Source organism: Pseudomonas sp. MRSN 12121, assembly GCF_000931465.1.
Lineage (GTDB): Bacteria > Pseudomonadota > Gammaproteobacteria > Pseudomonadales > Pseudomonadaceae > Aquipseudomonas.
Genome location: NZ_CP010892.1, coordinates 1,954,108 through 1,976,539, shown reverse-complemented (window position 1 = coordinate 1,976,539; position 22,432 = coordinate 1,954,108). Strand labels below are relative to the sequence as shown.

Genomic DNA, 22,432 nt, shown 5'->3' with positions numbered 1-22,432 from the left:
TCCTAATTCAGGCCTGCGCCGCACGAGCGGCAGCGAAGGCATCTGGGGTATTCAGGTTAGAGGTCGAGACACCTTCGGCGCAGCGCTTGTTGAGGCCGGCCAGGACCTTGCCAGGACCGCACTCGACCAGCTGGGTTGCGCCCTTGGCGGCTAGGGTCTGCACCGACTCCACCCAGCGAACCGGCTTGTACAACTGCTCCAGCAGGTCGCGCTTGAGGGTTTCCAGGTCTGGCGCCACATCGGCGCTGACGTTCTGCACCAATGGGATCTGCGGCGCCTGCCAGTCGATGGCGGCAATCGCCTCGGCGAAACGCTCGGCGGCCGGGCGCATCAGCTCGCAGTGCGACGGCACGCTCACAGGCAATGGCATGGCGCGCTTGGCGCCACGGGTCTTGCAACCCTCGATGGCCCGCTCGACCGCAGCCTTGGCGCCGGCGATGACCACCTGGCCCGGGGAGTTGAAGTTGACCGCGCTGACCACTTCCCCCTGCGCCGCTTCGGCACAGGCAGCCAGTACATCGGCATCTTCCAGGCCGAGAATCGCCGCCATGCCGCCCTGCCCTGCAGGAACGGCTTCTTGCATCAACTGACCGCGGCGCTCTACCAGCTTCACGGCTTCGCCCAGCGTCAGGCTGCCAGCGGCGACCAGGGCGCTGTATTCACCCAGGCTGTGACCGGCAACGAACGCCGGACGCGCGCCACCTTCCGCCAGCCACAGGCGCCACAGGGCGATGGAAGCGGTGAGGATGGCCGGCTGGGTCTTATCGGTCTGATTGAGCAGCTCTTCGGGACCCTCTTGGGTCAGGGCCCACAGATCGTAGCCCAGTGCATCGGAAGCTTCTTTGAAGGTTTCGAGGATCAGCGGGTACTGCGCGCCCAGCTCGGCCAACATGCCGAGGGACTGCGAGCCCTGTCCTGGAAAGACGAATGCGAGGGATGCAGACATGTAACAAGCCCCTAATGATCTTGTCGTCGGAGAATTGACGTCGCACCGTGGTGGACGCAAGAAACTGACAGTTGGATGGTCAATTGAACTGAGCGGTCACATTTAAGCATTACCGCGTGAAAACGCCTAAAGCAGCAGATCCTCGAGGCGCCCGTGCAGGCGCTCGGGAAGGTTTTCCTGAATCTCGATCAACGCCCGCTGAATAGCGCTCTGGAACCCCTGGACACCCGCGGAGCCATGGCTTTTCACGACAATGCCCTGCAAGCCGAGAAAGCTCGCGCCATTATGTCGCGCCGGCGCCAGATCGGCCTGCAAACGCCGCATCAGCGGCAACGCCAGGGCACCCACCACACGGGAAACCATGTTCTGCTTGAACAGCGCCTCGATACGCGCGGCAATCATGGTCGCCAGCCCTTCGCTGGACTTGAGCAGGATATTGCCGACGAAACCATCGCATACCACCACATCGGCTTCACCGCGATACAAACCGTCCCCCTCGACAAAACCGATGTAATTCAGGCCCCGGGCATTCTGCAACAGGCTGGCCGCCAGCTTGACCTGCTGGTTACCCTTGATGTCCTCGGTGCCGATATTGAGCAATGCGACACGCGGGCGAACGACTCCCAGCGTCTCGGCCGCCACCGACCCCATGACCGCGAACTGGAACAGATGCTCGGCACTGCAATCGACGTTGGCCCCCAGATCCAGCAACTGGCAATAGCCCCGCTGGGTAGGGATAGCCGCCACCATTGCCGGGCGGTCGATGCCGGGAAGGGTTTTCAATACATAACGCGACAACGCCATCAGCGCACCGGTGTTACCGGCACTGACACAGGCCTGGACCTTGCCATCACGCAGCAGCTCGAGCGCTACCCGCATGGAGGAATCCGGCTTGCCACGCAAAGCCTGGGAAGGCTTTTCGTCCATGCCAATGACTTCCGCGGCAGGCACAACCGTCAGGCGCGCGCGATCCACAGCCGAATGACCGGAAATCAGTTCTTCTAGAAGGAAAGGTTGACCGACGAGGGCCAGGTGCAGCGAGGGGGAGGCAGACAGGCAAGCAATACTGGCCTGAACAATGCTGCGGGGACCGAAGTCCCCGCCCATTGCGTCAATCGCGATGACTTGAGCGGACAAGGATTACTCGTCAGCGCCCTTGTCGATCACTTTACGACCACGGTATACGCCTTCTGGCGATACGTGGTGACGCAGGTGAACTTCACCGGTGGTCTTTTCTACGGACAGGGTGCTAGCCTCGAGAGCGTCGTGCGAACGGCGCATGTCACGGGCAGAGCGGGATTTTTTGTTCTGCTGAACAGCCATAATTGATTAACTCCTAAACGTTTGGGTCACGCTTTAACTGCGCCAATACACTGAACGGGTTGGACCGCGTTACCTCGTCCTCGCTCGGTTCGGGCTCATCGAGCCCCGCCGGCTGCTGGCATTCTTCCGGATGATGAGCAGGCACGATGGGCAAGGCAAGCAAAAGCTCTTCCTCGATCAACGCCTGCAGATCCAAAGGATCCTCGCCCAGTTCCAGCACGTCATAACCTTTCGGCAACGACTGGGTATTCGCACCCTCCTTCACCACAGCGTAACTGCACTCACTGTGGATCGGCAGGGTGACCAGCTCAAGACAACGCTGGCAAACCATTTTGACTTCGACGTCGATGGAGCTGTGGATAACTACAGCTTTACGCTCGTCACGCTCGAAAACGAATTTAGCCTGCACCGTACCGACATTGTCGGAAAGCGGGTCGCAGAGTCTCTCCAAATCAGCCAGCAGCAGTTCACCCTGGAGGGTGGTGCCACGGTCGGCCAATTTGCGCGGGTCAACGTGAGGTGGAATCGGGTCATTCAACATAGGCGCAGCATTATAGGGATGCCCCCGGCCATGTCAAAGGAAATTCAGCCCTGTCCGTCACTTGCAAGCCCCGCTAGAATTCGCGGCCAGCCTCAGGAGACGCGCATGCTGCCTTTATTACTCGCCTCAAGCTCGGCTTACCGCCGCGAATTGCTTACCCGCCTGCGCCTGCCATTCGCCTGCCACTCTCCGGATATCGACGAAAGCCATCGGCCCGGCGAACCTGCCGTCGACCTGGTCAAGCGCCTGGCCGAAGAGAAAGCCCGTGCCCTGGCGCCCGCTTATCCGGACCACCTGATCATCGGTTCCGACCAGGTGGCGACACTTGGCGAGCGCATCATCGGCAAACCCCATTCTTTCGAAAAGGCCCGCGAACAACTGCTCGCCGCCAGCGGCGCCAGTGTGACCTTCCTTACTGGCCTGGCCCTGCTCAACAGCAAAACCGGCACCTGCCAGGTCGATTGCATTCCTTTCACCGTGCACATGCGCGACCTGAGCCCCGCCCGCATCGAACGCTACCTGCTCGCCGAACAACCCTATGACTGCGCCGGCAGCTTCAAGGCCGAAGGCCTGGGCATCAGCCTGTTCCGCAGCACCGAAGGCAGCGATGCCAGCAGCCTGATCGGCCTGCCGCTCATCCGCCTGGTGGACATGCTGCTCACCGAAGGCATCGAAATTCCCTGACACCCAATAAAAAAGCCGACCCAAGGTCGGCTTTTTTATTGGGGCGACGACTCAGCGCAGCGTCGGCCCCTGAAAACCCATCCACATGGCCAGACGCTCGGCAACGCTGGCACCCAGCTTTTTCGAGAAACAGTCGAAAGGCGATTCCTGGACGGTGAAATCCACCAACTCCTTCTCACCGACCACATCCCGAGCAACCGAGCTGGCGCTACCCAGACCGTCGATCAACCCCAATTGCAGCGCCTGCTCGCCCGACCAGACCAGGCCGGAGAACAGCTCAGGATGATCCTTGTCCTTGAGACGCTCGCCCCGCCCTTGCTTGACGCTGGCGATGAACTGGCGGTGAGTGGTATCCAGCACGCCCTGCCAGAACTGGGTTTCCTCGGGCTTTTGCGGCTGGAACGGATCGAGGAACGACTTATGCTCGCCCGAAGTGTAGGTACGACGCTCCACACCCAGCTTCTCCATGGTGCCGACAAAGCCATATCCGGCCGCCGTGACACCGATGGAGCCTACCAGGCTGGCCTTGTCGGCATAGATCTGGTCGGCAGCGCTGGCAATGTAATAGGCGCCGGAAGCCCCAAGGTCGGCAATGACCGCATATACCTTGATATCGGGATGCAGGCCGCGCAGACGACGGATTTCATCATAGACATAACCCGACTGCACCGGGCTGCCACCCGAGCTGTTGATACGCAGCACGATACCCTTGACCTTCGAATCCTCGAAAGCGGCCCTCAGGCTGGTGACAATGTTATCGGCGCTGGCCGGCTCCTTGTCCGCGATCATCCCCGTCACTTCGATCAGCGCCGTATAACCGGCGCCACGGGCGGCGGACTTTTCCATATCCATCAATGGCGTGAACAGCAGCAGCGCCACAAACAGATAAACGAAGGTCAGGAGCTTGAAAAAGATCCCCCAGCGCCGTGCGCGCCGCTGCTCCTGCACACCGGCCAGCAGGGTCTTTTCCAGCAGCTTCCAGCTTTTGTCGCCGGTATCGTCGGCTGCCGATTCAGTTGGCGCCTTCCACTCGTCGCTCATGCTTCTCAACCCCGAAAAACTCAGTTGTCGTGTTGGCCAAGCCAGGCCTGCAACTGAGGGAAACTATCAATAGCCAGGCGCGGCTCATAGACCTGCAAGGCTTCCAGCGATTGCGCGCCATAACTGACCGCAACCGAGGCCATGCCCGCATTGCGCGCCATCAGCAGATCGAAGGAGGAATCCCCCACCATCAACGCCTGTTCGGGACGCACCTCGCAATGCGCAAGAATCTGCTCGAGCATCAATGGATGAGGCTTGCTCGCCGTTTCGTCGGCAGCCCGGGTGATATCGAAATAATCTTCCCAGCCATGCGCCTTCAACACCCGATCCAACCCTCGCCGCGCCTTGCCGGTAGCCACCGCCAGATGGTACCCCTCGCGCCGAAACGCTTCGAGGGACTGCGCCACCCCCGCAAACAACGGAGAAGGCTCAGCCTCCAGGGCAATGTAGTGATCGGCATAGTGCTGACGGAAATCGATCAATTCGGCATCGCCGATTTCCGGATACAGCGTACGGATCGCCTCAGGCAGCCCCAGGCCAATGATGCCCTTGACCGCAAAATCGTCGCAACGCGCGAACCCCGAACGATCAGAGGCTACGTGCATCGACTCGACTATCCGACCAATGGAATCGGCCAGGGTGCCGTCCCAATCGAAAATCAGCAGCTTGTATTCAGGGTGCACTGCTCAGCCGCTCCACGGTCTTGGCCCACATCTCATCCACCGGCGCCTGCAGCTTCAACTCGCCGCCATCGGGCAGCGGCACGGTCAGCATGTAGGCATGCAGGAACAGGCGCTTGCCGCCCAGATCGCGAATTTCCTTGGTGAAATCGTCATCACCGTACTTGCTGTCGCCGGCAATGCAATGGCCGGCATGCAGGGTATGCACACGAATCTGGTGAGTACGGCCAGTTACCGGCTTGGCTTCGACCATGGTGGCGAAATCGCCGAAACGGCGCAGCACCTTGAACAGGGTCAAAGCCTCCTTGCCCTCTTCATTGACTTCGACCATGCGCTCCCCGGAGCGCAGGTTGCTCTTGAGCAACGGCGCGCGAACCTGCTTGACCGAAGTGGCCCAATTGCCCCGAACCAGCGCCATATAGCGCTTGTCGACACCGTCACCGCGCAAGGCTTCGTGCAGATGGCGCAACATGCTGCGCTTCTTGGCGATCATCAACAGCCCGGAGGTGTCCCGATCGAGGCGATGCACCAGTTCCAACTCCTTGGCATCGGGGCGCAACTGACGAAAGGCTTCGATCACCCCGAAATTCAACCCACTACCACCGTGCACAGCGATACCGGCGGGCTTGTTGATCACGATCAGTGCTTTGTCTTCGTAGACAATCGACGCTTCCAGGCGCTGCAACAACCCCTGGGCCACCGGCACAGGTTCGTCACGCTCGGGCACACGCACCGGCGGCACACGCACGATGTCGCCCGCCTGCAGCTTGTATTCGGGCTTGATCCGCCCCTTGTTCACCCGCACTTCGCCTTTGCGCAAAATGCGATAAATCAAGGTCTTGGGCACGCCTTTGAGCCGAGCGAGAAGGAAATTGTCGATTCGTTGGCCGGCATATTCCGGCGAAACCTCGAGCAGTTGAACGCCTGAGGTGGAGGGGGCAGTAGTCGTCATGGCGCAAATGATAACAATTTTTTATGGATTTGAAGCACTTAATGATTACTGCTATAGTCGCGAACGCCGCCAAAAGCGGCCTGGACAGCGGACCAACGGCCAACAGCCGGCCCTGACCAACGCAATTCACCAGGACGCAAGGCCGTCCTACGGGGCTTTCGCTACGAACGGTAGAGTTTTGCAGTTGTAACAAGCGCAGGTGACATGAGGCCTGAAGCCCGCCGAAAAGCAGAGTTCTCACTCGCCTTTCGAGCAAATATTAACGGCCAGTTCACAAAGTGCAGTCAGCAGCGAACGAACCCAAGCGAACGCTTCGGAAACACCGCCTAAATTAGCCATGATGCGTGACCTCCCCTTTCGGAGTTCACGGTAAATGCCAACCCGCTGCGGATTCTGCGCGCGGCAGCACCCGAATTATCAGGGATACGTGTAGGGTGGAGATGCACAACCGTCGGACTGTGTAGCATTAGGCTTTATCAAGACGCTTCATATCGTCCACAGCCACCGGTTGATTCCTCCTCCTGATTGAGCTTTTGCTTAAGAGGTGCCTTTTGTCACCCCAGCAAGCAGGACGCGTGAGTCGCGAGTTCGCCCCAACTGGCCGGATTCGCTAGACACTGGAGCGGCCAACCGCTCCTGACGCACCTGACACCGACCGTGAGAAGTCGTGTGTGCCGAACGCCGTTTCCGGCAGCCCGGAAACCGACGGTACTACATGAAAAGAATGCTGATTAACGCAACTCAACCCGAAGAGTTGCGTGTTGCCCTGGTAGATGGCCAACGCCTCTACGACCTGGACATCGAGTCCGGTGCCCGCGAGCAGAAGAAGGCCAACATCTATAAAGGCCGCATCACTCGCATCGAACCAAGCCTCGAGGCTGCCTTTGTCGATTTCGGCTCTGAGCGCCACGGCTTCCTGCCCCTCAAAGAAATCTCCCGCGAATACTTCAAGAAAGCCCCCGAAGGCCGCGTCAATATCAAGGACGTCCTGAGCGAAGGCCAGGAAGTCATCGTCCAGGTCGAGAAAGAAGAACGTGGCAACAAGGGCGCAGCCCTGACCACCTTCATCAGCCTGGCCGGTCGTTACCTGGTGCTGATGCCGAACAACCCGCGTGCCGGTGGTATTTCTCGCCGCATCGAAGGCGAAGAGCGCAACGAACTGCGCGAAGCCCTGAACGGCCTGGTAGCCCCTGCCGACATGGGCCTGATCGTGCGTACTGCGGGCCTGGGCCGCAGCAGCGAAGAAATGCAGTGGGACCTCGACTACCTGCTGCAACTCTGGACCGCCATCAAGGAGGCATCGCTGGATCGCGCCGCGCCTTTCCTGATCTACCAGGAAAGCAACGTAATCATCCGCGCCATCCGCGATTACCTGCGCCAGGACATCGGCGAAGTGTTGATCGACAGCGTCGAAGCCCAGGACGAAGCCCTGACCTTCATTCGCCAGGTGATGCCGCAGTACGCCAGCAAGATCAAGCTGTACGAAGACAGCGTGCCGCTGTTCAACCGTTTCCAGATCGAAAGCCAGATCGAAACCGCTTTCCAGCGCGTCGTCGAACTGCCTTCCGGCGGCTCCATCGTCATCGATCCGACCGAAGCCCTGGTGTCCATCGACATCAACTCGGCCCGCGCCACCAAAGGCAGCGACATCGAAGAGACCGCCCTGCAGACCAACCTCGAGGCAGCGGAAGAAATCGCTCGCCAGCTGCGCCTGCGCGACATCGGCGGCCTGATCGTCATCGACTTCATCGACATGACCCCCGCCAAGAACCAGCGCGCCGTGGAAGAAAAAGTCCGCGAATGCCTGGAAGCCGACCGCGCTCGCGTCCAGGTCGGTCGCATCTCGCGCTTCGGCCTGCTGGAAATGTCCCGTCAGCGCCTGCGTCCATCGCTCGGCGAAAGCAGCGGCATCGTCTGCCCGCGCTGCAACGGCACCGGCATCATCCGCGACGTCGAATCGCTGTCGCTGGCCATCCTGCGCCTGATCGAAGAAGAAGCCCTGAAAGACCGCACCGCCGAAGTCCGCGCCCAAGTGCCGATTCCGGTCGCCGCTTTCCTGCTCAACGAAAAACGCAACTCGATCACCAAGATCGAACTGCGCACCCGCGCTCGTATCGTCATCCTGCCGAACGACCATCTCGAAACGCCGCACTTCGAAGTGCAGCGCCTGCGCGATGACAGCCCGGAAGCCGCCAACAACCAGTCCAGCTACGAAATCGCCGCTGCCGCCGCCGAGGCCGAAGAAGTCCAGCCAGCCGCCGCGACCCGTACCCTGGTTCGCCAGGAAGCGGCGGTCAAGACTGCCCCGGCCCGCGCCAACGCCCCGGTTCCAACCGAAGCCGTCGCAGCGCCTGTCGCCGCTCCAGCCGCCGTTGCCGAGCCAAGCCTGTTCAAGGGCCTGGTGAAATCGCTGGTCAGCCTGTTCGCCACCAAGGAAGAGCCAGCCGCTCCAGCCGTAGTGGAAAAACCGGCCGCCGAGCGCCCTGCCCGTAACGAGGAACGCCGCAACGGTCGCCAGCAGAGCCGCAACCGTAACGGTCGCCGTGACGAAGAGCGCAAGCCGCGCGAAGAACGTGCCCCACGTGAAGAGCGCGCGCCACGCGAAGAGCGTCAGCCACGTGAAGTTCGCGAAGCCCGCGAGGAAGTCCAGGCCACCGCTCGCGAAGAGCGCGCACCACGTCCGCCGCGCGAAGAGCGTCAGCCGCGTCCACCACGTGAAGAGCGCAAGCCACGTGGCGAGCGTGAAGAACGCGTGCGCGAACTGCGCGAACCGCTGGATACCGCTCCAGCCGCTGCCGCTGAAGAGCGCCCGGCTCGTCAGCCACGGGAAGAGCGTCAGCCGCGTCCACCGCGCGAAGAGCGTCAACCACGCGCCGAACAGGCCGCTGCCGTAGCTGAAGAAGAGCTGCTGCCGAATGAAGAGCAACTGCAGGAAGACGGCCAGGAGAACGCCGAGGGCGATCGTCCACGCCGCCGCTCCCGTGGCCAGCGTCGTCGCAGCAACCGTCGCGAGCGTCAGCGCGACGCCAACGGCAATGTGATCGAAGGCTCGGAAGAAAACGCCGAAGAACCAAGCAGCGCCGATCTGGCCGCCGGCCTGGCGGTGACTGCCGCCGTTGCCAGCAGCGTGATCAGCGCCCCTGCCGAAGCCCAGGCTCACGAGCAGGCCGAGCGTGCCACCGCCGCTGTCCAGGAAACCGCTCCGACCACCGAACCTTCGGTAGTCGAAGCACCTGTAGCCGAAGCACCGGCAGTCGAAGCCACGACAGTGGTAGAAGCTCCTGCGGCACCCGCTGTTGAACTGGCTCAGGCTCGCGAAGAACACGCGGCGCCAGAAGTGATTGCCGAGCAACCCGCCGCCGTCGAGCCAGCAGTCGAGGCGCCAGCCCAACAGCCGGTCGCAGAGCCCGCCCCGCAAGCGCCTCGCGCCTTCGAGCAAGCGGTCGAGCCAGCGGTGGTTGAAGCCGAAGCACCCGCTGTCGAAGCGCCTGCTCCCGTCACGGAAACCGTGACCGAAGAAGTCGTGGCGGCACAACCTGTCGCCGTCGAGCCGGTAGTTGCCGCCCCTGTGGCTGCCGAGCCGGTGGTTGTCGCTCCGGTTGAAGCACCTGTCGCCGAAGCGGTCGCACCGGTTGTCGAGGCCGCCCCGGCCAGCGCCCTGACCAGCAATGGTCGAGCGCCGAACGACCCGCGCGAAGTGCGCCGTCGCAAGCGCGAAGCCGAGCGTCTGCAGAAGGAAGCCGAACTGGCCGCCGCTGCTGCCGCAGAAGCTCCGGCTGAAGCCGTGGTGGCCGTCGAACCTGCGCCAGCCGCTGTCGAGGTGGCCCCTGCCGCCGAGCCGGTGATCGAGCAAGCCGCTCCTGCCGCTGACGAAACCCCGCGTGCCGTCGAAGAAGAAGTGGTAGAGCATCACCCCAAGGCCCAGAAAGAAGAGCATGAGCCTAAACCCCTCGCCTGATTCCTGAGCCGATAAAAAGCCCCGCCTGGTCACCCAGGCGGGGCTTTTTTATAGCGGTTTCGAAAGCATCGCGGGCAAGCTCACGCCCACAGGAACGGCGTCGCCGTCATACAGGCCCAAGCCTGCCCCTGCTCCCCCCTGCCCAGGCTTCAGCCGCTAAAAACCAGCGCCTGCGGCACATCCACATCCCACAACACTCCCGCGTCCTCCAACGCCACTTCGACCACCTGGCCCAAGGCAAATAGCGGCCTGGCCCCTCGATCCCCGGACAACCCCTGCAACGCAGGCCCAAGGGCCGTGCCAAAGGCCACCGGATGGCCATAGGTCCCGCCATGCACCGGCACCCGAATCGTCCGCTCGCCCAGCCCTTGCGCCACAAGCTCGATGCTCGACGGCTGGATAAAGGGCATGTCCCCCAGCAGCACCAGCCAGCCCCTGGCGTCGGCGCAGGCTGCAACGGCGGCAGCCAGGCTGTCACCCATGCCGGGTGAGTCCAGGAGCACCACCTGGCAGCCATACGCCTCAGCCAGGGCTTTCACCTCGGGCCGGTCCGCCGTGGTCACCAGGACCCTGCGAGCAAGCGATGCTGGCAGATTCGACAGCACCTGCTCGAGCACCGGCCTGACCACCGCATCCCGTCCGCGGCACGGCGCCAGCAACTTGTCCTGCCCGGCCCCGGCCACTTGGCGATAACGACTGCCTTGCCCCGCCGCCAGGATCACCACGCACGGCCATTCGCTCAAGCGCCCACCTGCTCGGCCACCGCCAAGGTTTTTTTCTGCGACGGGTCGATACCATTCTTGATCGCGACGATCTCCGACATTACCGACAGGGCAATTTCGGGCGGTGTGTGGCTGCCGATAGGCAGGCCGATCGGCCCGTGCAAGCGCTCGATGGCCTGTGGCTCCAACCCCAGCAGCGCCAGATTCTCCCGTCGCTTCCGACTGTTGACTCGCGATCCCAGCGCGCCGACATAGAACGCCCGGGAGTTGAGCGCGGTCAGCAACGCCATGTCGTCCAGCCTGGGGTCATGAGTCAGCGCGACGATGGCCGTCCGCTCGTCGGTCTCGATGCTCAGCACAGCCTCGTCCGGCATTCCCGGCACAAACCGCCCGTGCCCCTCCTCCCAGCCGTAGACGAACTCCTTGCGCGGGTCGCAGATCAGCACTTCGAAATCCAGCAAGCGCGCCATCTGCGCCACGTACCGCGACAATTGCCCGGCACCGATCAGCAACAAACGCCAGCGCGGACCGTAGATCGCCCGCAAGGTCTCGCCATCGAAGCTCAGCACATCGGTCTTGCCGGCCGCGCTCAACCGCACTTCGCCACTGCCCAGGTGCAACTCCCGGGCAACGATCTCATGGGCTTCGCAGCGGGCCAGCAACTCGGCGACCCAGGCCGGGTCGCCGACCCGTTCCTCGGTCAGGCGCAGGGTGCCGCCGCATGGCAGGCCAAAACGCGCCGCCTCCTCGCGAGTCACCCCGTAAGTCACCAGTTGCACCGGCGGTCCCTCCTCAGGCAGGCGACCATCGTGCAGACGGGCAATCAGATCGTCCTCGATACAGCCACCCGAGACCGAACCGATCACCACGCCGTCGCCGCGCAACGCCAGCATGGCGCCGGGCGGACGCGGCGCACTGCCCCAGGTCTGGACCACGCTGTACAACATCACGCGCTGCCCCGCGCGGCGCCACTCCAGCACGCTGCGCAGGACATTCAGGTCGACACTGTCCATCAGGCCTTCGCCGCCTGTTGCCAGCCTTGCAACTGGTAACGCACCGGCAGATTGCGGATGCGCTTGCCGGTGGCGGCGAAGATCGCATTGCACAGCGCCGGCGCGATAGGCGGCACGCCCGGCTCGCCGACCCCGCCCAGCGGCACCTCGCCTGGCGGCGTCACCAGATGCACGGCCACTTCCTTCGGCGCCAGGGACATGCGCGCCACTTCATACATGTGGAAGTTGTCCTGCTGGACCTTGCCGTCCTTGAAGCTGATCTCTCCCACCACCGCGTTGCCCAGGCCCATCACACAGGCGCCCTCGAACTGCGAGCGGATACGTTCGGGGTTGATTTGCGGGCCGCAGTCCACGGCGATATCGGCCTTGTGCACAATCAGGGTGCCATCGTCCTTGACCTCGACCTCGATCACCGCCGCCACATAGGTGACGAAGCTGTAATGCACCGCCAGCCCCAGGCCGCGCCCCTTGGGCAGGCTGCGACCCCAGCCCGCCGCCTTGGCGGCCGTCTCGAGCACGCCGCGCATCCGCCCGGTGTCGATCGGGTAGCGTTCCGGCGACTCACCGTAGTTCCACTCTTCGCTCAGGGTCCGCGGGTCGATCTTGCGATCCGGTCCGAGCAATTTGAGCTGGTACTGCAGCGGGTCCTCACCGGCTTTGTGGGCCAGTTCGTCGACGAAGCTCTGGATAGCAAAACCATGCGGGATGTTCGACACCGAGCGATACCAGCCAACCCGGGTATGGACGGCGGCCTCGGGGTTCTCCAGGCGCACGTTGGGAATCGCATAGGCCATGTTGGTAAAGCCCATGCCCAGTTCGAACGCCGCCTCATGGTTCATGCCCGGGGCAAACAACGCCGTGATGCTCGGCGCCACGGTGCGGTGCAGCCATGCGGATGGCAGGCCGTCCTTGCCCAGGCCGGCCTTGAGGTATTCCGCCGACACCGTGTGGAAGTAGGAGTTGTGAAGGTCGTCCTCGCGGGTCCATTGCACCCGCACGGCCTTGCCTGGCACTTCCTTGGCGAGGATCGCGGCTTCAATGACGAAGTCGGGCTTGGATTTGCGCCCGAAGCCACCGCCGAGCAAGGTGATGTTGACCGTTACCTTGTCGAAGGCAATGCCCAGGCGCTCGGCGATGCGTTCGCGGGTCACCTGGGGTGCCTGACTAGGCGCCCAGGCTTCGCAATGGCCGTCCTGGAAACGCGCCACGGCGACCATCGGCTCCATCGGCGCCTGCGCCAGGTGCGGCAGATAATAGGAGGCCTCCAGGCTGCTGTCGGCGCCACTCATGGCCTGGTCGATATTGCCAGTGTTGCGCACCACCTTGCCCGGCTTGAGCGCCGCGGCCTCCAGTTCCTTGCGATAGGCAATCGAGTCGTACCCGGCGTTGGCGCCGTCATCCCATTCGATCTTCAGCGCCTCGCGCCCCTTGATCGCCGCCCAGGTATTGCTCGCGAGCACCGCCACGCCGCCCAGCGGCTGGAACTCGGAAGGCAGGGGGCGACTGTCGATGCGTACCACCTTGATCACACCGGGGACTTTCAGCGCCGCGCTGTCATCGACGAATTTGACCTGGCCGCCATACACCCGCGGGCGCGCCACGGTGGCGAAGAGCATGCCGTCGATATGCACATCGGCGCCGTAGACCGCCCGGCCATTGACGATATCCGCGCCATCGATGGCGCGGGTGCCTTCCTTGCCGATGTAGCGAAACTCCCCGGGCTGCTTGAGACGCAAGCTATCCCGGGCCGGCACCGCCAGGGCGCTCGCCGCGCCGGCCAGGGCGCCATAGCCCAGCTCGCGGCCCGAAGGCTGGTGAACCACCTTGTGCAGGTGGGCCCGGCACTCGCCCAGCGGCACCTTCCACTGATCGGCCGCGGCCTGTTCGAGCATGGTCCGCGCGGCCGCGCCGCAGCGGCGCATCGGTTCGTACCAGTGGCGCATGCTGCGGGAACCGTCGGTGTCCTGGTTGCCGAAAATCTCCTCGTCGCCCGGCGCCTGCCGGACCTTCACCAGCGCCCAATCGGCCTCCAGTTCGTCAGCGACCACCATGCTCAGGCTGGTGCGCACGCCCTGGCCCATTTCCGAGCGGTTGCAGACCACGGTCACACTGCCGTCGGCGGCGATACTCAGGTACACCTTCGGGTCGTCGACCCAGCCATGGGGCATGCCATCGGCGCCGAATTTCTTCTCTTCGGCCAATGCATCCCGCCAACCCCAACTGGCCGCCAGCACCAGCGCGCCGGTGGCGCCGACGCCCTTGAGAAAGCCACGGCGGCTGAGGTTGCTCAGGGCGAAATCGTTCGGCAAGCGGCTCATGCCTTGGCCTCCTGCAGGTGGCTGGACGCCTGGCGGATCGCGGTCTTGATCCGGTTGTAGGTGCCGCAGCGACAGATGTTGCCGACCATGGCCTCTTCGATCTGCTCGTCGCTGGGGTTGGGATGGGTCTTGAGCAAGGCGGTGGCTGACATGATCTGCCCACCCTGGCAGTAGCCGCACTGGGCGACCGCGGTGTCCAGCCAGGCCTGCTGCACGACCTTGCCGATCGGGTCGCTGTGCAGGTTGTCGATGGTGCTGACGTTCTGCCCGACCACCGAGCCGATCGGCGTGATGCAACTGCGCGCCGGCGCACCGTCGATATGAATGGTGCACGCGCCGCACAGGCCCATGCCGCACCCGAACTTGGTGCCGTTGTAACCCGCCACGTCGCGGATAGCCCAGAGCAGCGGCATGTCCTCGGTGACATCCAGTTGATGATCTTGACCGTTGAGTTTCAGGGTAATCATGGGCACGCCCGCATATTTTTTCGTTTATGGGGTCGAGCAATCTGCCGTTGGGTACAACGACTGGTGCAAGCAGATCGACTCAGGCTAATGGGCTCTCTTATGACGACGCAGGCGTCTTCACCGGGCCTTTGGGGGACAAATAGTTGCATTGTCAGGCAGCCAGGTTAAGTCGCCGTTAACAAAAAAGCCTTGCAAGGGGTGAACCGTGCAAGGCTTCTCTGGGGTGTTTCCAGCGTAGCTCAACAGAGCGGGATCAATAGAGATTGGGTTCCATCTCCAGCTCGACCTGGAAGCGCTCGGCGATATCCTTCTGGATCCTTTGCGCCAGGCTCAACAGCTGCAAGCCCGTGGCCTGGCCATGATTGACCAGCACCAGCGACTGCAGGCGATGAACCCCGGCATCACCCTCGCGAAAGCCTTTCCAGCCGGCCTGCTCGATCAGCCAGCCCGCCGCCAGCTTCACTTGCCCGTCCGGCTGGGGATAGCCCACCAGCCCGGCATGTTGCTGGCGAATCCGGGCCGCCAGGGCGGCGGGCACCACCGGATTCTTGAAGAAGCTGCCGGCATTGCCCAGCACCGCCGGATCCGGCAGCTTTTCGCTGCGGATGCTACAGATGGCGCGACTGACATCGGTCGCGGTCGGGTGCTCGATGCCCTGCTCGCTCAAGCGCTGGCACACCGGGCCGTACTCCAGGTGCAGGTGCTGGCTGCGGGCCAACGCGAAACGCACCCGCAGGATCAGCCAGCGACCGGCCTGCTGCTTGAACAGACTGTCGCGGTAGGCGAACCGGCATTCTTCCAGGCTGAAATCCCGCAGCTCGCCGCTCTGCCGGTCCAGCGCGGTCAGGCCGGCGAACACATCCTTGATCTCGACCCCGTAGGCGCCGATGTTCTGCATCGGCGCAGCGCCCACGGTGCCCGGGATCAGGCTGAGGTTTTCCAGGCCGGACAGCCCCTGCTCCAGAGTCCACAGCACGAAGGGATGCCAGGTCTCGCCGGCCTCGGCCTCGACCACCACCCGCTGGCCATCGTCGCTCAGCAGGCGTATGCCGCGGCTGCTCATGCGCAATACCAGCGCCTGGATATCGCCGGTCAGCAGCAGGTTGCTGCCGCCACCGATCACCAGCAACGGCAGTCGATGCTCGGCCGAGTAGGCCAGCGCCTCACGCACGTCGGCGTCGCTGTGGGCTTCGGCGAACAGCTGCGCACGCACATCGACCCCGAAGCTGTTGAACGGCTTGAGGGAAACCCCGGATTGCAGATGCAAGCTCATAGCCGCCCCTTCAGCTCGATCACCAGCCGGTCGCTGGCGTACTCGATCAGGTCCAGTACCTGCTCGAAACCCTGCTCGCCGTCGTAATAAGGATCCGGCACCTCGTTCACCGCCGCCTCGTAGCGCCGCAGGAACAGATCCAGCTCGGCCTTGCCCTGCGCCGGTTGCAGCGCCTTGAGGTTGCGCAAGTTGCTTTCGTCCATCGCCAGGATCAGGTCGTAGCGGGCAAAGTCCTCGCTGCTGACCTGCCGGGCGCGCTGGGCCGACAGGTCATAACCGCGCCGCAGGGCTGCACGCTGGCTGCGCTTGTCCGGCGCCTTGCCGATGTGCCATTCGCCGGTTCCCGCGGAGGCGACTTCGATCCGCTCGGCCAACCCCGCTTCGCGCAGCTTGTGACGCAACACGCCCTCCGCCGTCGGCGACCGGCAGATATTGCCCAGGCAGACAAACAGAACCCGCATCAGGCCTCCAGCAGGCGACGAACGCGCTCAAGGTCTTCGGCGGTATCGACGCCAGCCGGCGGCGCTTCCAGGGCATCGGCGACGTGGATGCGCACGCCGTGCCACAGGGCTCGCAGCTGCTCCAGCGACTCGGTGTTCTCCAGCCAGCACGGGCCCCAGCCGACGAAGTCGTGCAGGAAACCGGCACGGTAGGCATAAATGCCGATATGACGGCGATAAGGCACGCCGGCCGGCAGCAGGTCGCGGCTTTTCGCAAAGGCGTCCCGGGCCCAGGGCAAGGTGGCGCGACTGAAGGTCAGGGCCAGCCCGTTGAGGTCGCTGACCACCTTGACCACGTTCGGATTGAACAGGGTCTCGACGTCTTCGATCGGCTCGGCCAGGGTGGCCATTCGCGCTTCGGTGTGCGCCGCGAGGTTGGCGGCCACCTGGTCGATCACCGCCGGCGGGATCAAGGGTTCGTCGCCCTGGACGTTGACCACGATCGCATCCGCGGCAAGCCCCAGCAAAGTGGCGACTTCCGCCAGGCGATCGGTGCCCGAATTATGGTCCTCGCGGGTCAGTACCGCTTCGGCGCCGAAACCCTGGCATGCCTCGACGATCCGCGCGTCGTCGGTGGCCACCACCACACGCTGGGCGGCGCTCTTGCGGGCCTGTTCCCAGACGTGCTGGATCATCGGCTTGCCGGCGATCAGTTGCAGCGGTTTGCCGGGCAGGCGGGTGGAGGCGAAACGCGCCGGAATGACAACGGTAAAGGCTGTGGTCATTTATCCAGGCGCTCGTCGGTGCTGAGGGTGCGGGCCTCGCTTTCCAGCATGACCGGGATGCCGTCGCGAATCGGATAGGCGAGGCCTGCGCCCTTGCTGATCAGCTCGGTCTTGTCGGCGCTGAGCTTCAGCGGTCCCCTGCAGATCGGGCAAGCGAGGATATCGAGCAGTTTGGTGTCCATGAGAATTCCCTGGATAGAAAGGGTTTAAGGCAACAGGCGAGCGGGCAACAGCCGCATCAGCTGCGTATCGAACCAGGCCACGAAGGCCGGGGATGGCACAGCGTCCACCGCCAGGTACCACCAGTCGCCAGCCGCGAAAGCACGGCACTTCACCGCGTCTTTCTCGGTCATGACCAGTGGCAGCGAAGGGCTGAAACTCAGCGCCTGGGCGCTGTATTCGGCGTGGTCGGCGAAAGCATGCGGGACAGGCCGCCAGTGTAGCGTTTCAAGGGTAGTGAAGAAACGTTGCGGGTTGCCGATGCCGGCCACCGCGTGCACCGCCTGCCCCGGCGCGAAATGCTCAAACCCGCGGCGTTCGCCGCTTTGCAGATTGACCAGGGCGGTGGGCATCAGGCGAAAGGCGAAACCGTCTTCGCGATCCTCGCTGGCGCCGTTGAACAGCACCGCGTCGACGCTTTGCAGACGCTCGACGGGCTCACGCAACGGACCGGCCGGCAGGCAGCGCCGGTTGCCCAGCCCTCGCGCGGCATCGATCAGCACCAGTTCCAGATCGCGGGCCATGCGGTAATGCTGCATGCCGTCGTCGGAGAGGATCAGGTCCAGCGGCTCGGCGGCCAGCAAGGCGCGGATGGCGCGGCTGCGGTCGGGATCGATCATCAGCGGCACGCCGGTACGCTGGACGATCAGCAGCGGCTCGTCGCCAGCGACGTCGGCGCCCTGCTCGGCCGCGACCCGCCAGGGCAGTTGCGGCGGCTTGGCGCCATAACCGCGGCTGACCACGCCGACCCGCAGCCCGCTGCGCTGGCAGTGTTCGATCATCCACAGGATCAGCGGTGTCTTGCCGGTGCCGCCCACGGTGATGTTGCCCACCACCACCAGCGGCACGGGCGGCTGGTAGACCGCACTCTCCCCGGCCAGGAAGCGTTCGCGCTTGCGCACCACTACCCGCCGGTAGAGCCACTCCAGGGGCTGCAGCAGCTTCAGCGCGGGATGGCCGTCGTACCAGGCAGCGAGCAAGCGATCGGACATGGCCATCAGGGTGCTGGCGCCGCCTCGACGGTGGTCATGCGCAGATGGCTGAAACCGAGCTTGCCGGCGGCGTCCATCGCGGTGATGACCGCCTGATGCTGGGTCTTGCCGTCGGCGCTGATGGACAGCGGCAGGTTGGTGTCGCCGGCCGACTCCTTCTGCAAGGCGTCGATCAGGCTGGCCAGGTCGCTCTTGGGCAGCACCTGGTTGTTCACCGAAAACACCCCGTCGGCGCTGATGGCGATATCCAGTTGCTTGGTCTGCTGATCTTCGGCCGGGGAACCGCTGACGGCCTCCGGCAGGTCGACGCGCAACTGGGTTTCCCGGGTAAAGGTGGTGGTCACGACGAAAAACAGCAGCAGGATAAACACCACGTCGATCAACGACGCGAGGTTGATATCGATGGTTTCCCGTGGCTTGCGGCGGAATTTCACGCTTTGCCCTCGGCCAGGTCGACGTCGCGGTCGCCCTGCACCACTTCGACCAGCTTGATGGCTTCCTGCTCCATGCCCACCACCAGCTCATCGACCCGGCGTTGCAGGAAGCGGTGGAAGAACACCGCCGGAATACCGACCATCAGTCCGGACGCGGTGGTGATCAGCGCCTTGGAAATACCACCCGCCAGAACATGGGCGTTGGTGGTCATGCCCGAGCCCATGAACGAGCTGAAAATATCGATCATGCCCAGCACCGTACCCAGCAGGCCCAGCAGCGGGGCCATGGCGGCGATGGTGCCCAGGGCGTTGAGGTAGCGCTCCAGTTCATGGATGACCCGGGCGGCGGCCTCTTCGATGCACTCCTTCATGATCTCGCGACCATGCTTGGAGTTGGCCAGGCCCGCGGCGAGGATTTCTCCCAGGGGAGAATGGGCGCGCAGTTCCTTGAGCTTGTCCTTATTGAGCTGTTTGTCCTTGATCCAGCGCCACACCTGCCCCAGCAGATGCGGCGGCGTGACGCGGCTGGCCCGCAGGGTCCACAGGCGCTCGGCGACGATGGCCACCGCGACGATGGAGCTCAGAATGATCGGCAACATCATCCAGCCGCCGGATTTGACCAATTCCCACACAGTGACAGTCCCCTCGAAAAAGTGCGCCACTCTAACATAGGGGCCGAATGCACCGAAGAACCTGATGTCGCATGCCCCGGGCCTTTAATAACTCCAGGCTATTTAAGGAGATAGTGGCCATTTGCGCCAAAAGCGCCGCTGCGCCCGCAGGCTCACGGGTTCGGCGTAGGTACCCAGCATCACTTGCAGCGCGCCATGCCGCGCGCTGTCGTAAAGCGTGGTGCCCTGCTGGCGATAACGTTCGACGACCTGCGGGTGCGGATGCCCGAAACCATTGCCATGCCCGCGGGAAATCAGCACCGCCGAGGGTGCCAGCGCCTTGAGCAGGGCCACCGACGACGAACTGCGGCTGCCATGGTGCGGTGCCTGCAGCCAGTGGGTCCGGACGGCCAGCGGCGTATCCAGCAGGGCGCGCTCGGCCTGGGCGTCGATATCCCCGGTCAGCAGCAGGCGCTCGCCCCTGGCTTCGACCTGCAGCACGCAGGATTTCTGGTTGCCGGTCCGCGCCTGCGACCATTGCCACAGGGAAAAGCGCACGCCGTCCCATTGCCACTGCTCGCCGCTGGCACAAGGTTGCGCCGACAGATGGGCCGGCAAGCCCTCGGGGTCGCCGCCCAGCAGCCTGGCCACTGGCAACCCACGCAGGACAGCGTCGGCCCCGCCGGCGTGGTCGGCATCGGCGTGGCTGAGCAACATCAGGTCGAGGCGCTCGATGCCCAGCTTGCGCAACGACGGCAGCACCACGCGCTCCCCCAGGTCGGAATCGCCGAAACGCGGGCCGGCGTCGTACAGCAGTGCGTGCTCCCGGGTGCGAATCACCACCGCCAGCCCCTGCCCGACATCCAGTTGCCAGACCTGCGCCAGGCCATAAGGCAGCGTGTTTTTCGGTGGAAACACCATCAGCAGCAACATCGGCCAGCCCAGCGGCCGCAGCGGTACACCGGCGGGCAGCAACAGCAGCAAGGCCCCCAGGGCGCTGATGCCCCAGGCCCAGAGCGGTATGTCCGGGGCTATCCAGGCGGGCCATCGAGCCGCCAGCAGGCCAAGGCCGCGGAACAACAGGTCGAGCAAACCGCCCGCCAGCCACAACAACCCCTCGCCCAGCCAAGGCACTGCCAGGAACAAGGTCCCGAGCAATGCCGGCGGCAGCACCAACAGGCTGATCCAAGGCTCCGCCAACAGATTGGCCAGGGGCCCGCTGAGGCTGATGGGCAACCCCAGCGCCAGCAGTACCGGGCACAGGCCAATGGCGATCAGCCACTGGATGCGGGTCCAGGATTGCCACCAGCGCCAGCCGCCCAGGCGCCCGCCAAAAACCAGAATCAACACCGCCACCGCGGTAAAGGACAACCAGAATCCCGGTTGCAGGCTGGCCAGCGGCTCGAACAGCAGCACGGCATTCAGCGCCAGCAGGAATGGCCACCAGGCCCCCAGGTGACGAAAGCGCAGGCGCCAGATCAGCACCAGGGCGACCATCACGCAGGCGCGGCGCACCGGCACGTCGAACCCCGCGAGCAGGCCATAGCCCAGGGCCGAGGCGAAGGCCAGCCCGCACGCCCAGGGCAGCCAGGGCCAGCGCATGGGCCACAGGCCATAACGGGCCAGCCCGGCCACCAGGGCGTACATCACGGCAGCCAGCAAACTGATGTGCTGCCCGGATATCACCATCAGGTGCACGGTCCCCGTATCCTGCAACACCCGCCAGTCTTCCCGGCTGAGCCCCGAGCCGTCGCCCAGTACCAGGGCCGCCAGGCCACCGCCGCGCCCATGGGCCTCGACTTGCAGCAAGCGCTGGCGAATGCGTGCCCGCCAGCCGCCCTCGGTGGCGACCAGCCGCTGCCCATCCTTGACCGTCCCCGTGGCACCGATGCGCTGGGCCAGCAGCCAGGCCTCATGATCGAAGGCCTGCAGGTTGACCAGGCCGAGCGGCCGCTTGAGCTTCACCGCCAGGCGCCAGCGTTCGCCGCTGTGCAGCGGTGGTCCGCCGTACCAGGCCAGGCGCAGGCGCCGGGGAATCGGCCCGCGCCGCGCCTGCGCGTCTTCCAGTTCGAAGCGCAGGATGCCGTCGGCCTGTTGCGGCAGCCCCACGACCCGGCCCTCGAGCCAGCGGGTCTGGCCGTCGAGCGGTTCCGACAGGCGATCATCCAGGGCGCGTTGCGCGCTGGCGCAAGCCCAGACCAGCCCGAACAGGAACAAGGCCACGGGATAGCTGCGAAACGGCAGCAGCATCAGGGCCAGGACCACCAGCGCGACCAGCCATCCGAAGGCCGGCAGCACCGGCAGGAAACGCAGGGTCAGCAACCCCGTTGCCAATGCCAGCATGGCGATACGCATAGGCCCGTCCTTGAGCGTTCTGGAGTATTCCCACTCTCAGGCTTAGCCCAATGGACGCTGCGCCAGCTTTATCATTTGTCACAAAGTCTGAATGGGCGCCTTCTAGAATCCGGGCATACTTGCCGCCTGAACTGACCGAGAAGCCTTATGCCCCGGCGCCTATTCAAACGCTACATGCCAGACCCGACCAGCATCAGGGAACACAAGTCCTTACGCTTTCTTGGCACCTTGCTGCACGACCCCAACCTCTGGCACCTCAACCGGCACTCCGTGGCACGCGCCATGGCGGTCGGCCTGTTCGCCGCCTTCATGCCGATCCCCGCGCAAATGTTGCTGGCCGCCGCCCTCGCCGTTTCGGTACGCGGCAACCTGCCGATTGCCGTGAGCCTGGTCTGGCTGACCAATCCGATCACCATGCCGCCGGTGTTCTTCTGCACCTATCAGGTCGGCGCCTGGCTGATGAATGTGCCACCGCGCAGCCTGCCCGACGAGCTGACCTGGGAATGGATCAGCGGCGAACTCTCGACCCTCTGGCAACCCTTCCTGCTGGGCTCGGTGGTGGCCGGCCTGGTGCTCGGCGCCCTCGCCTATTGCCTGACCATGCTGTACTGGCGCTGGTGGGTCGGCCGGCAATGGCGCCGCCGCAAGCAGAGCCGGCAGTAGAAACGCAAACGGCCT

At 64.1% G+C, this 22,432-nt stretch carries 22 protein-coding genes; 3 read left to right on the top strand and 19 right to left on the bottom strand.

Features of this window, described 5'->3' with window-relative positions; genetic code table 11:
- Positions 1–7 precede the first annotated feature (7 nt).
- The 4 genes from fabD to TO66_RS08960 form a co-directional block, all read right to left on the bottom strand.
- A complete protein-coding gene (gene fabD / locus TO66_RS08970; protein WP_044462000.1) occupies positions 8–946 on the bottom strand; it encodes an ACP S-malonyltransferase in 939 nt (312 codons plus the stop codon).
- A gap of 126 nt (positions 947–1,072) precedes the next feature.
- Positions 1,073–2,083 carry a phosphate acyltransferase PlsX gene (gene plsX, locus TO66_RS08965; protein WP_080926000.1) on the bottom strand — a complete coding sequence of 337 codons (1,011 nt, stop codon included), beginning with the start codon at positions 2,081–2,083 and terminating at the stop codon, positions 1,073–1,075.
- A gap of 3 nt (positions 2,084–2,086) precedes the next feature.
- Positions 2,087–2,269, bottom strand: coding sequence for a 50S ribosomal protein L32 (gene rpmF / locus TO66_RS32355; protein ID WP_003179396.1), 183 nt, complete (start codon positions 2,267–2,269; stop codon positions 2,087–2,089).
- Positions 2,270–2,282: 13 nt separating this feature from the next.
- On the bottom strand, positions 2,283–2,810 hold the full coding sequence (locus TO66_RS08960) for a YceD family protein (protein ID WP_009047832.1): 528 nt from the start codon (positions 2,808–2,810) through the stop codon (positions 2,283–2,285).
- 105 nt (positions 2,811–2,915) lie between these two features.
- Here TO66_RS08960 and TO66_RS08955 point away from each other — a divergent pair, with 105 nt between their 5' ends.
- Complete coding sequence (locus tag TO66_RS08955) at positions 2,916–3,494, top strand: nucleoside triphosphate pyrophosphatase (RefSeq protein ID WP_044461998.1); 579 nt, start codon at positions 2,916–2,918, stop codon at positions 3,492–3,494.
- 51 nt (positions 3,495–3,545) lie between these two features.
- Here the strand turns inward: TO66_RS08955 and TO66_RS08950 are convergent, their stop codons facing one another.
- From TO66_RS08950 to rluC, 3 genes are read right to left on the bottom strand one after another with little or no spacing between them, the layout of a single operon-like run.
- Positions 3,546–4,535 carry a S49 family peptidase gene (locus tag TO66_RS08950; protein ID WP_044461997.1) on the bottom strand — a complete coding sequence of 330 codons (990 nt, stop codon included), beginning with the start codon at positions 4,533–4,535 and terminating at the stop codon, positions 3,546–3,548.
- A gap of 20 nt (positions 4,536–4,555) precedes the next feature.
- Positions 4,556–5,218 (bottom strand): HAD-IA family hydrolase, encoded by a 663-nt coding sequence (locus tag TO66_RS08945; protein WP_044461996.1) that lies wholly within the window; start codon positions 5,216–5,218, stop codon positions 4,556–4,558.
- Positions 5,208–6,167 (bottom strand): 23S rRNA pseudouridine(955/2504/2580) synthase RluC, encoded by a 960-nt coding sequence (gene rluC, locus TO66_RS08940; RefSeq protein ID WP_044461995.1) that lies wholly within the window; start codon positions 6,165–6,167, stop codon positions 5,208–5,210. Before rluC ends, TO66_RS08945 begins: the two co-directional genes overlap by 11 nt.
- 715 nt (positions 6,168–6,882) lie before the next feature.
- Here rluC and rne point away from each other — a divergent pair.
- On the top strand, positions 6,883–10,125 hold the full coding sequence (rne, locus tag TO66_RS08935; RefSeq protein ID WP_044461994.1) for a ribonuclease E: 3,243 nt from the start codon (positions 6,883–6,885) through the stop codon (positions 10,123–10,125).
- A gap of 149 nt (positions 10,126–10,274) precedes the next feature.
- On the opposite strand, the gene TO66_RS08930 is transcribed toward rne, so the two are convergent.
- The 12 genes from TO66_RS08930 to TO66_RS08875 form a co-directional block, all read right to left on the bottom strand.
- Positions 10,275–10,868: an NTP transferase domain-containing protein gene (locus tag TO66_RS08930; protein ID WP_044461993.1), complete on the bottom strand. Its 594-nt coding sequence runs from the start codon at positions 10,866–10,868 to the stop codon at positions 10,275–10,277.
- A complete protein-coding gene (locus tag TO66_RS08925) occupies positions 10,865–11,860 on the bottom strand; it encodes an XdhC family protein (protein ID WP_044461992.1) in 996 nt (331 codons plus the stop codon). Before TO66_RS08925 ends, TO66_RS08930 begins: the two co-directional genes overlap by 4 nt.
- Positions 11,860–14,178, bottom strand: a complete 2,319-nt coding sequence (locus TO66_RS08920; RefSeq protein ID WP_044461991.1) for a xanthine dehydrogenase family protein molybdopterin-binding subunit — start codon at positions 14,176–14,178, stop codon at positions 11,860–11,862. Before TO66_RS08920 ends, TO66_RS08925 begins: the two co-directional genes overlap by 1 nt.
- On the bottom strand, positions 14,175–14,645 hold the full coding sequence (locus TO66_RS08915; protein ID WP_044461990.1) for a (2Fe-2S)-binding protein: 471 nt from the start codon (positions 14,643–14,645) through the stop codon (positions 14,175–14,177). The genes TO66_RS08920 and TO66_RS08915 overlap by 4 nt, the downstream gene beginning before the upstream one ends.
- A 253-nt stretch (positions 14,646–14,898) precedes the next feature.
- On the bottom strand, positions 14,899–15,918 hold the full coding sequence (murB, locus tag TO66_RS08910; protein WP_044461989.1) for a UDP-N-acetylmuramate dehydrogenase: 1,020 nt from the start codon (positions 15,916–15,918) through the stop codon (positions 14,899–14,901).
- Complete coding sequence (locus TO66_RS08905; RefSeq protein ID WP_044461988.1) at positions 15,915–16,379, bottom strand: low molecular weight protein-tyrosine-phosphatase; 465 nt, start codon at positions 16,377–16,379, stop codon at positions 15,915–15,917. Before TO66_RS08905 ends, murB begins: the two co-directional genes overlap by 4 nt.
- Complete coding sequence (gene kdsB / locus TO66_RS08900; RefSeq protein WP_044461987.1) at positions 16,379–17,143, bottom strand: 3-deoxy-manno-octulosonate cytidylyltransferase; 765 nt, start codon at positions 17,141–17,143, stop codon at positions 16,379–16,381. The genes TO66_RS08905 and kdsB overlap by 1 nt, the downstream gene beginning before the upstream one ends.
- On the bottom strand, positions 17,140–17,325 hold the full coding sequence (locus TO66_RS08895) for a Trm112 family protein (protein ID WP_044461986.1): 186 nt from the start codon (positions 17,323–17,325) through the stop codon (positions 17,140–17,142). The genes kdsB and TO66_RS08895 overlap by 4 nt, the downstream gene beginning before the upstream one ends.
- 24 nt (positions 17,326–17,349) lie before the next feature.
- Positions 17,350–18,360, bottom strand: coding sequence for a tetraacyldisaccharide 4'-kinase (gene lpxK / locus TO66_RS08890; RefSeq protein ID WP_044461985.1), 1,011 nt, complete (start codon positions 18,358–18,360; stop codon positions 17,350–17,352).
- Entirely contained in the window at positions 18,360–18,788 is a 429-nt protein-coding gene (locus tag TO66_RS08885) for a biopolymer transporter ExbD (RefSeq protein WP_044461984.1), read from the bottom strand. Before TO66_RS08885 ends, lpxK begins: the two co-directional genes overlap by 1 nt.
- Entirely contained in the window at positions 18,785–19,420 is a 636-nt protein-coding gene (locus tag TO66_RS08880; protein WP_044461983.1) for a MotA/TolQ/ExbB proton channel family protein, read from the bottom strand. Before TO66_RS08880 ends, TO66_RS08885 begins: the two co-directional genes overlap by 4 nt.
- A gap of 102 nt (positions 19,421–19,522) precedes the next feature.
- On the bottom strand, positions 19,523–21,754 hold the full coding sequence (locus TO66_RS08875; protein ID WP_044461982.1) for a DNA internalization-related competence protein ComEC/Rec2: 2,232 nt from the start codon (positions 21,752–21,754) through the stop codon (positions 19,523–19,525).
- Between the two features lie 147 nt (positions 21,755–21,901).
- Between TO66_RS08875 and TO66_RS08870 the strand changes: the two genes are divergently transcribed.
- Positions 21,902–22,417 carry a DUF2062 domain-containing protein gene (locus TO66_RS08870; RefSeq protein ID WP_044461981.1) on the top strand — a complete coding sequence of 172 codons (516 nt, stop codon included), beginning with the start codon at positions 21,902–21,904 and terminating at the stop codon, positions 22,415–22,417.
- Positions 22,418–22,432 lie beyond the last annotated feature (15 nt).

Coding starts and splice junctions, on each gene's coding strand:
- TO66_RS08875 (WP_044461982.1), bottom strand. CDS start 21,754: ATGCGTATCGCCATGCTGGCATTGGCAACGGGGTTGCTGACCCTGCGT.
- TO66_RS08905 (WP_044461988.1), bottom strand. CDS start 16,379: ATGCGGGTTCTGTTTGTCTGCCTGGGCAATATCTGCCGGTCGCCGACG.
- TO66_RS08920 (WP_044461991.1), bottom strand. CDS start 14,178: ATGAGCCGCTTGCCGAACGATTTCGCCCTGAGCAACCTCAGCCGCCGT.
- rluC (WP_044461995.1), bottom strand. CDS start 6,167: ATGACGACTACTGCCCCCTCCACCTCAGGCGTTCAACTGCTCGAGGTT.
- TO66_RS08915 (WP_044461990.1), bottom strand. CDS start 14,645: ATGATTACCCTGAAACTCAACGGTCAAGATCATCAACTGGATGTCACC.
- rne (WP_044461994.1), top strand. CDS start 6,883: ATGAAAAGAATGCTGATTAACGCAACTCAACCCGAAGAGTTGCGTGTT.
- rpmF (WP_003179396.1), bottom strand. CDS start 2,269: ATGGCTGTTCAGCAGAACAAAAAATCCCGCTCTGCCCGTGACATGCGC.
- TO66_RS08960 (WP_009047832.1), bottom strand. CDS start 2,810: ATGTTGAATGACCCGATTCCACCTCACGTTGACCCGCGCAAATTGGCC.
- TO66_RS08925 (WP_044461992.1), bottom strand. CDS start 11,860: ATGGACAGTGTCGACCTGAATGTCCTGCGCAGCGTGCTGGAGTGGCGC.
- lpxK (WP_044461985.1), bottom strand. CDS start 18,360: ATGGCCATGTCCGATCGCTTGCTCGCTGCCTGGTACGACGGCCATCCC.
- TO66_RS08955 (WP_044461998.1), top strand. CDS start 2,916: ATGCTGCCTTTATTACTCGCCTCAAGCTCGGCTTACCGCCGCGAATTG.
- TO66_RS08870 (WP_044461981.1), top strand. CDS start 21,902: ATGCCCCGGCGCCTATTCAAACGCTACATGCCAGACCCGACCAGCATC.
- fabD (WP_044462000.1), bottom strand. CDS start 946: ATGTCTGCATCCCTCGCATTCGTCTTTCCAGGACAGGGCTCGCAGTCC.
- TO66_RS08950 (WP_044461997.1), bottom strand. CDS start 4,535: ATGAGCGACGAGTGGAAGGCGCCAACTGAATCGGCAGCCGACGATACC.
- murB (WP_044461989.1), bottom strand. CDS start 15,918: ATGAGCTTGCATCTGCAATCCGGGGTTTCCCTCAAGCCGTTCAACAGC.
- TO66_RS08895 (WP_044461986.1), bottom strand. CDS start 17,325: ATGGACACCAAACTGCTCGATATCCTCGCTTGCCCGATCTGCAGGGGA.
- kdsB (WP_044461987.1), bottom strand. CDS start 17,143: ATGACCACAGCCTTTACCGTTGTCATTCCGGCGCGTTTCGCCTCCACC.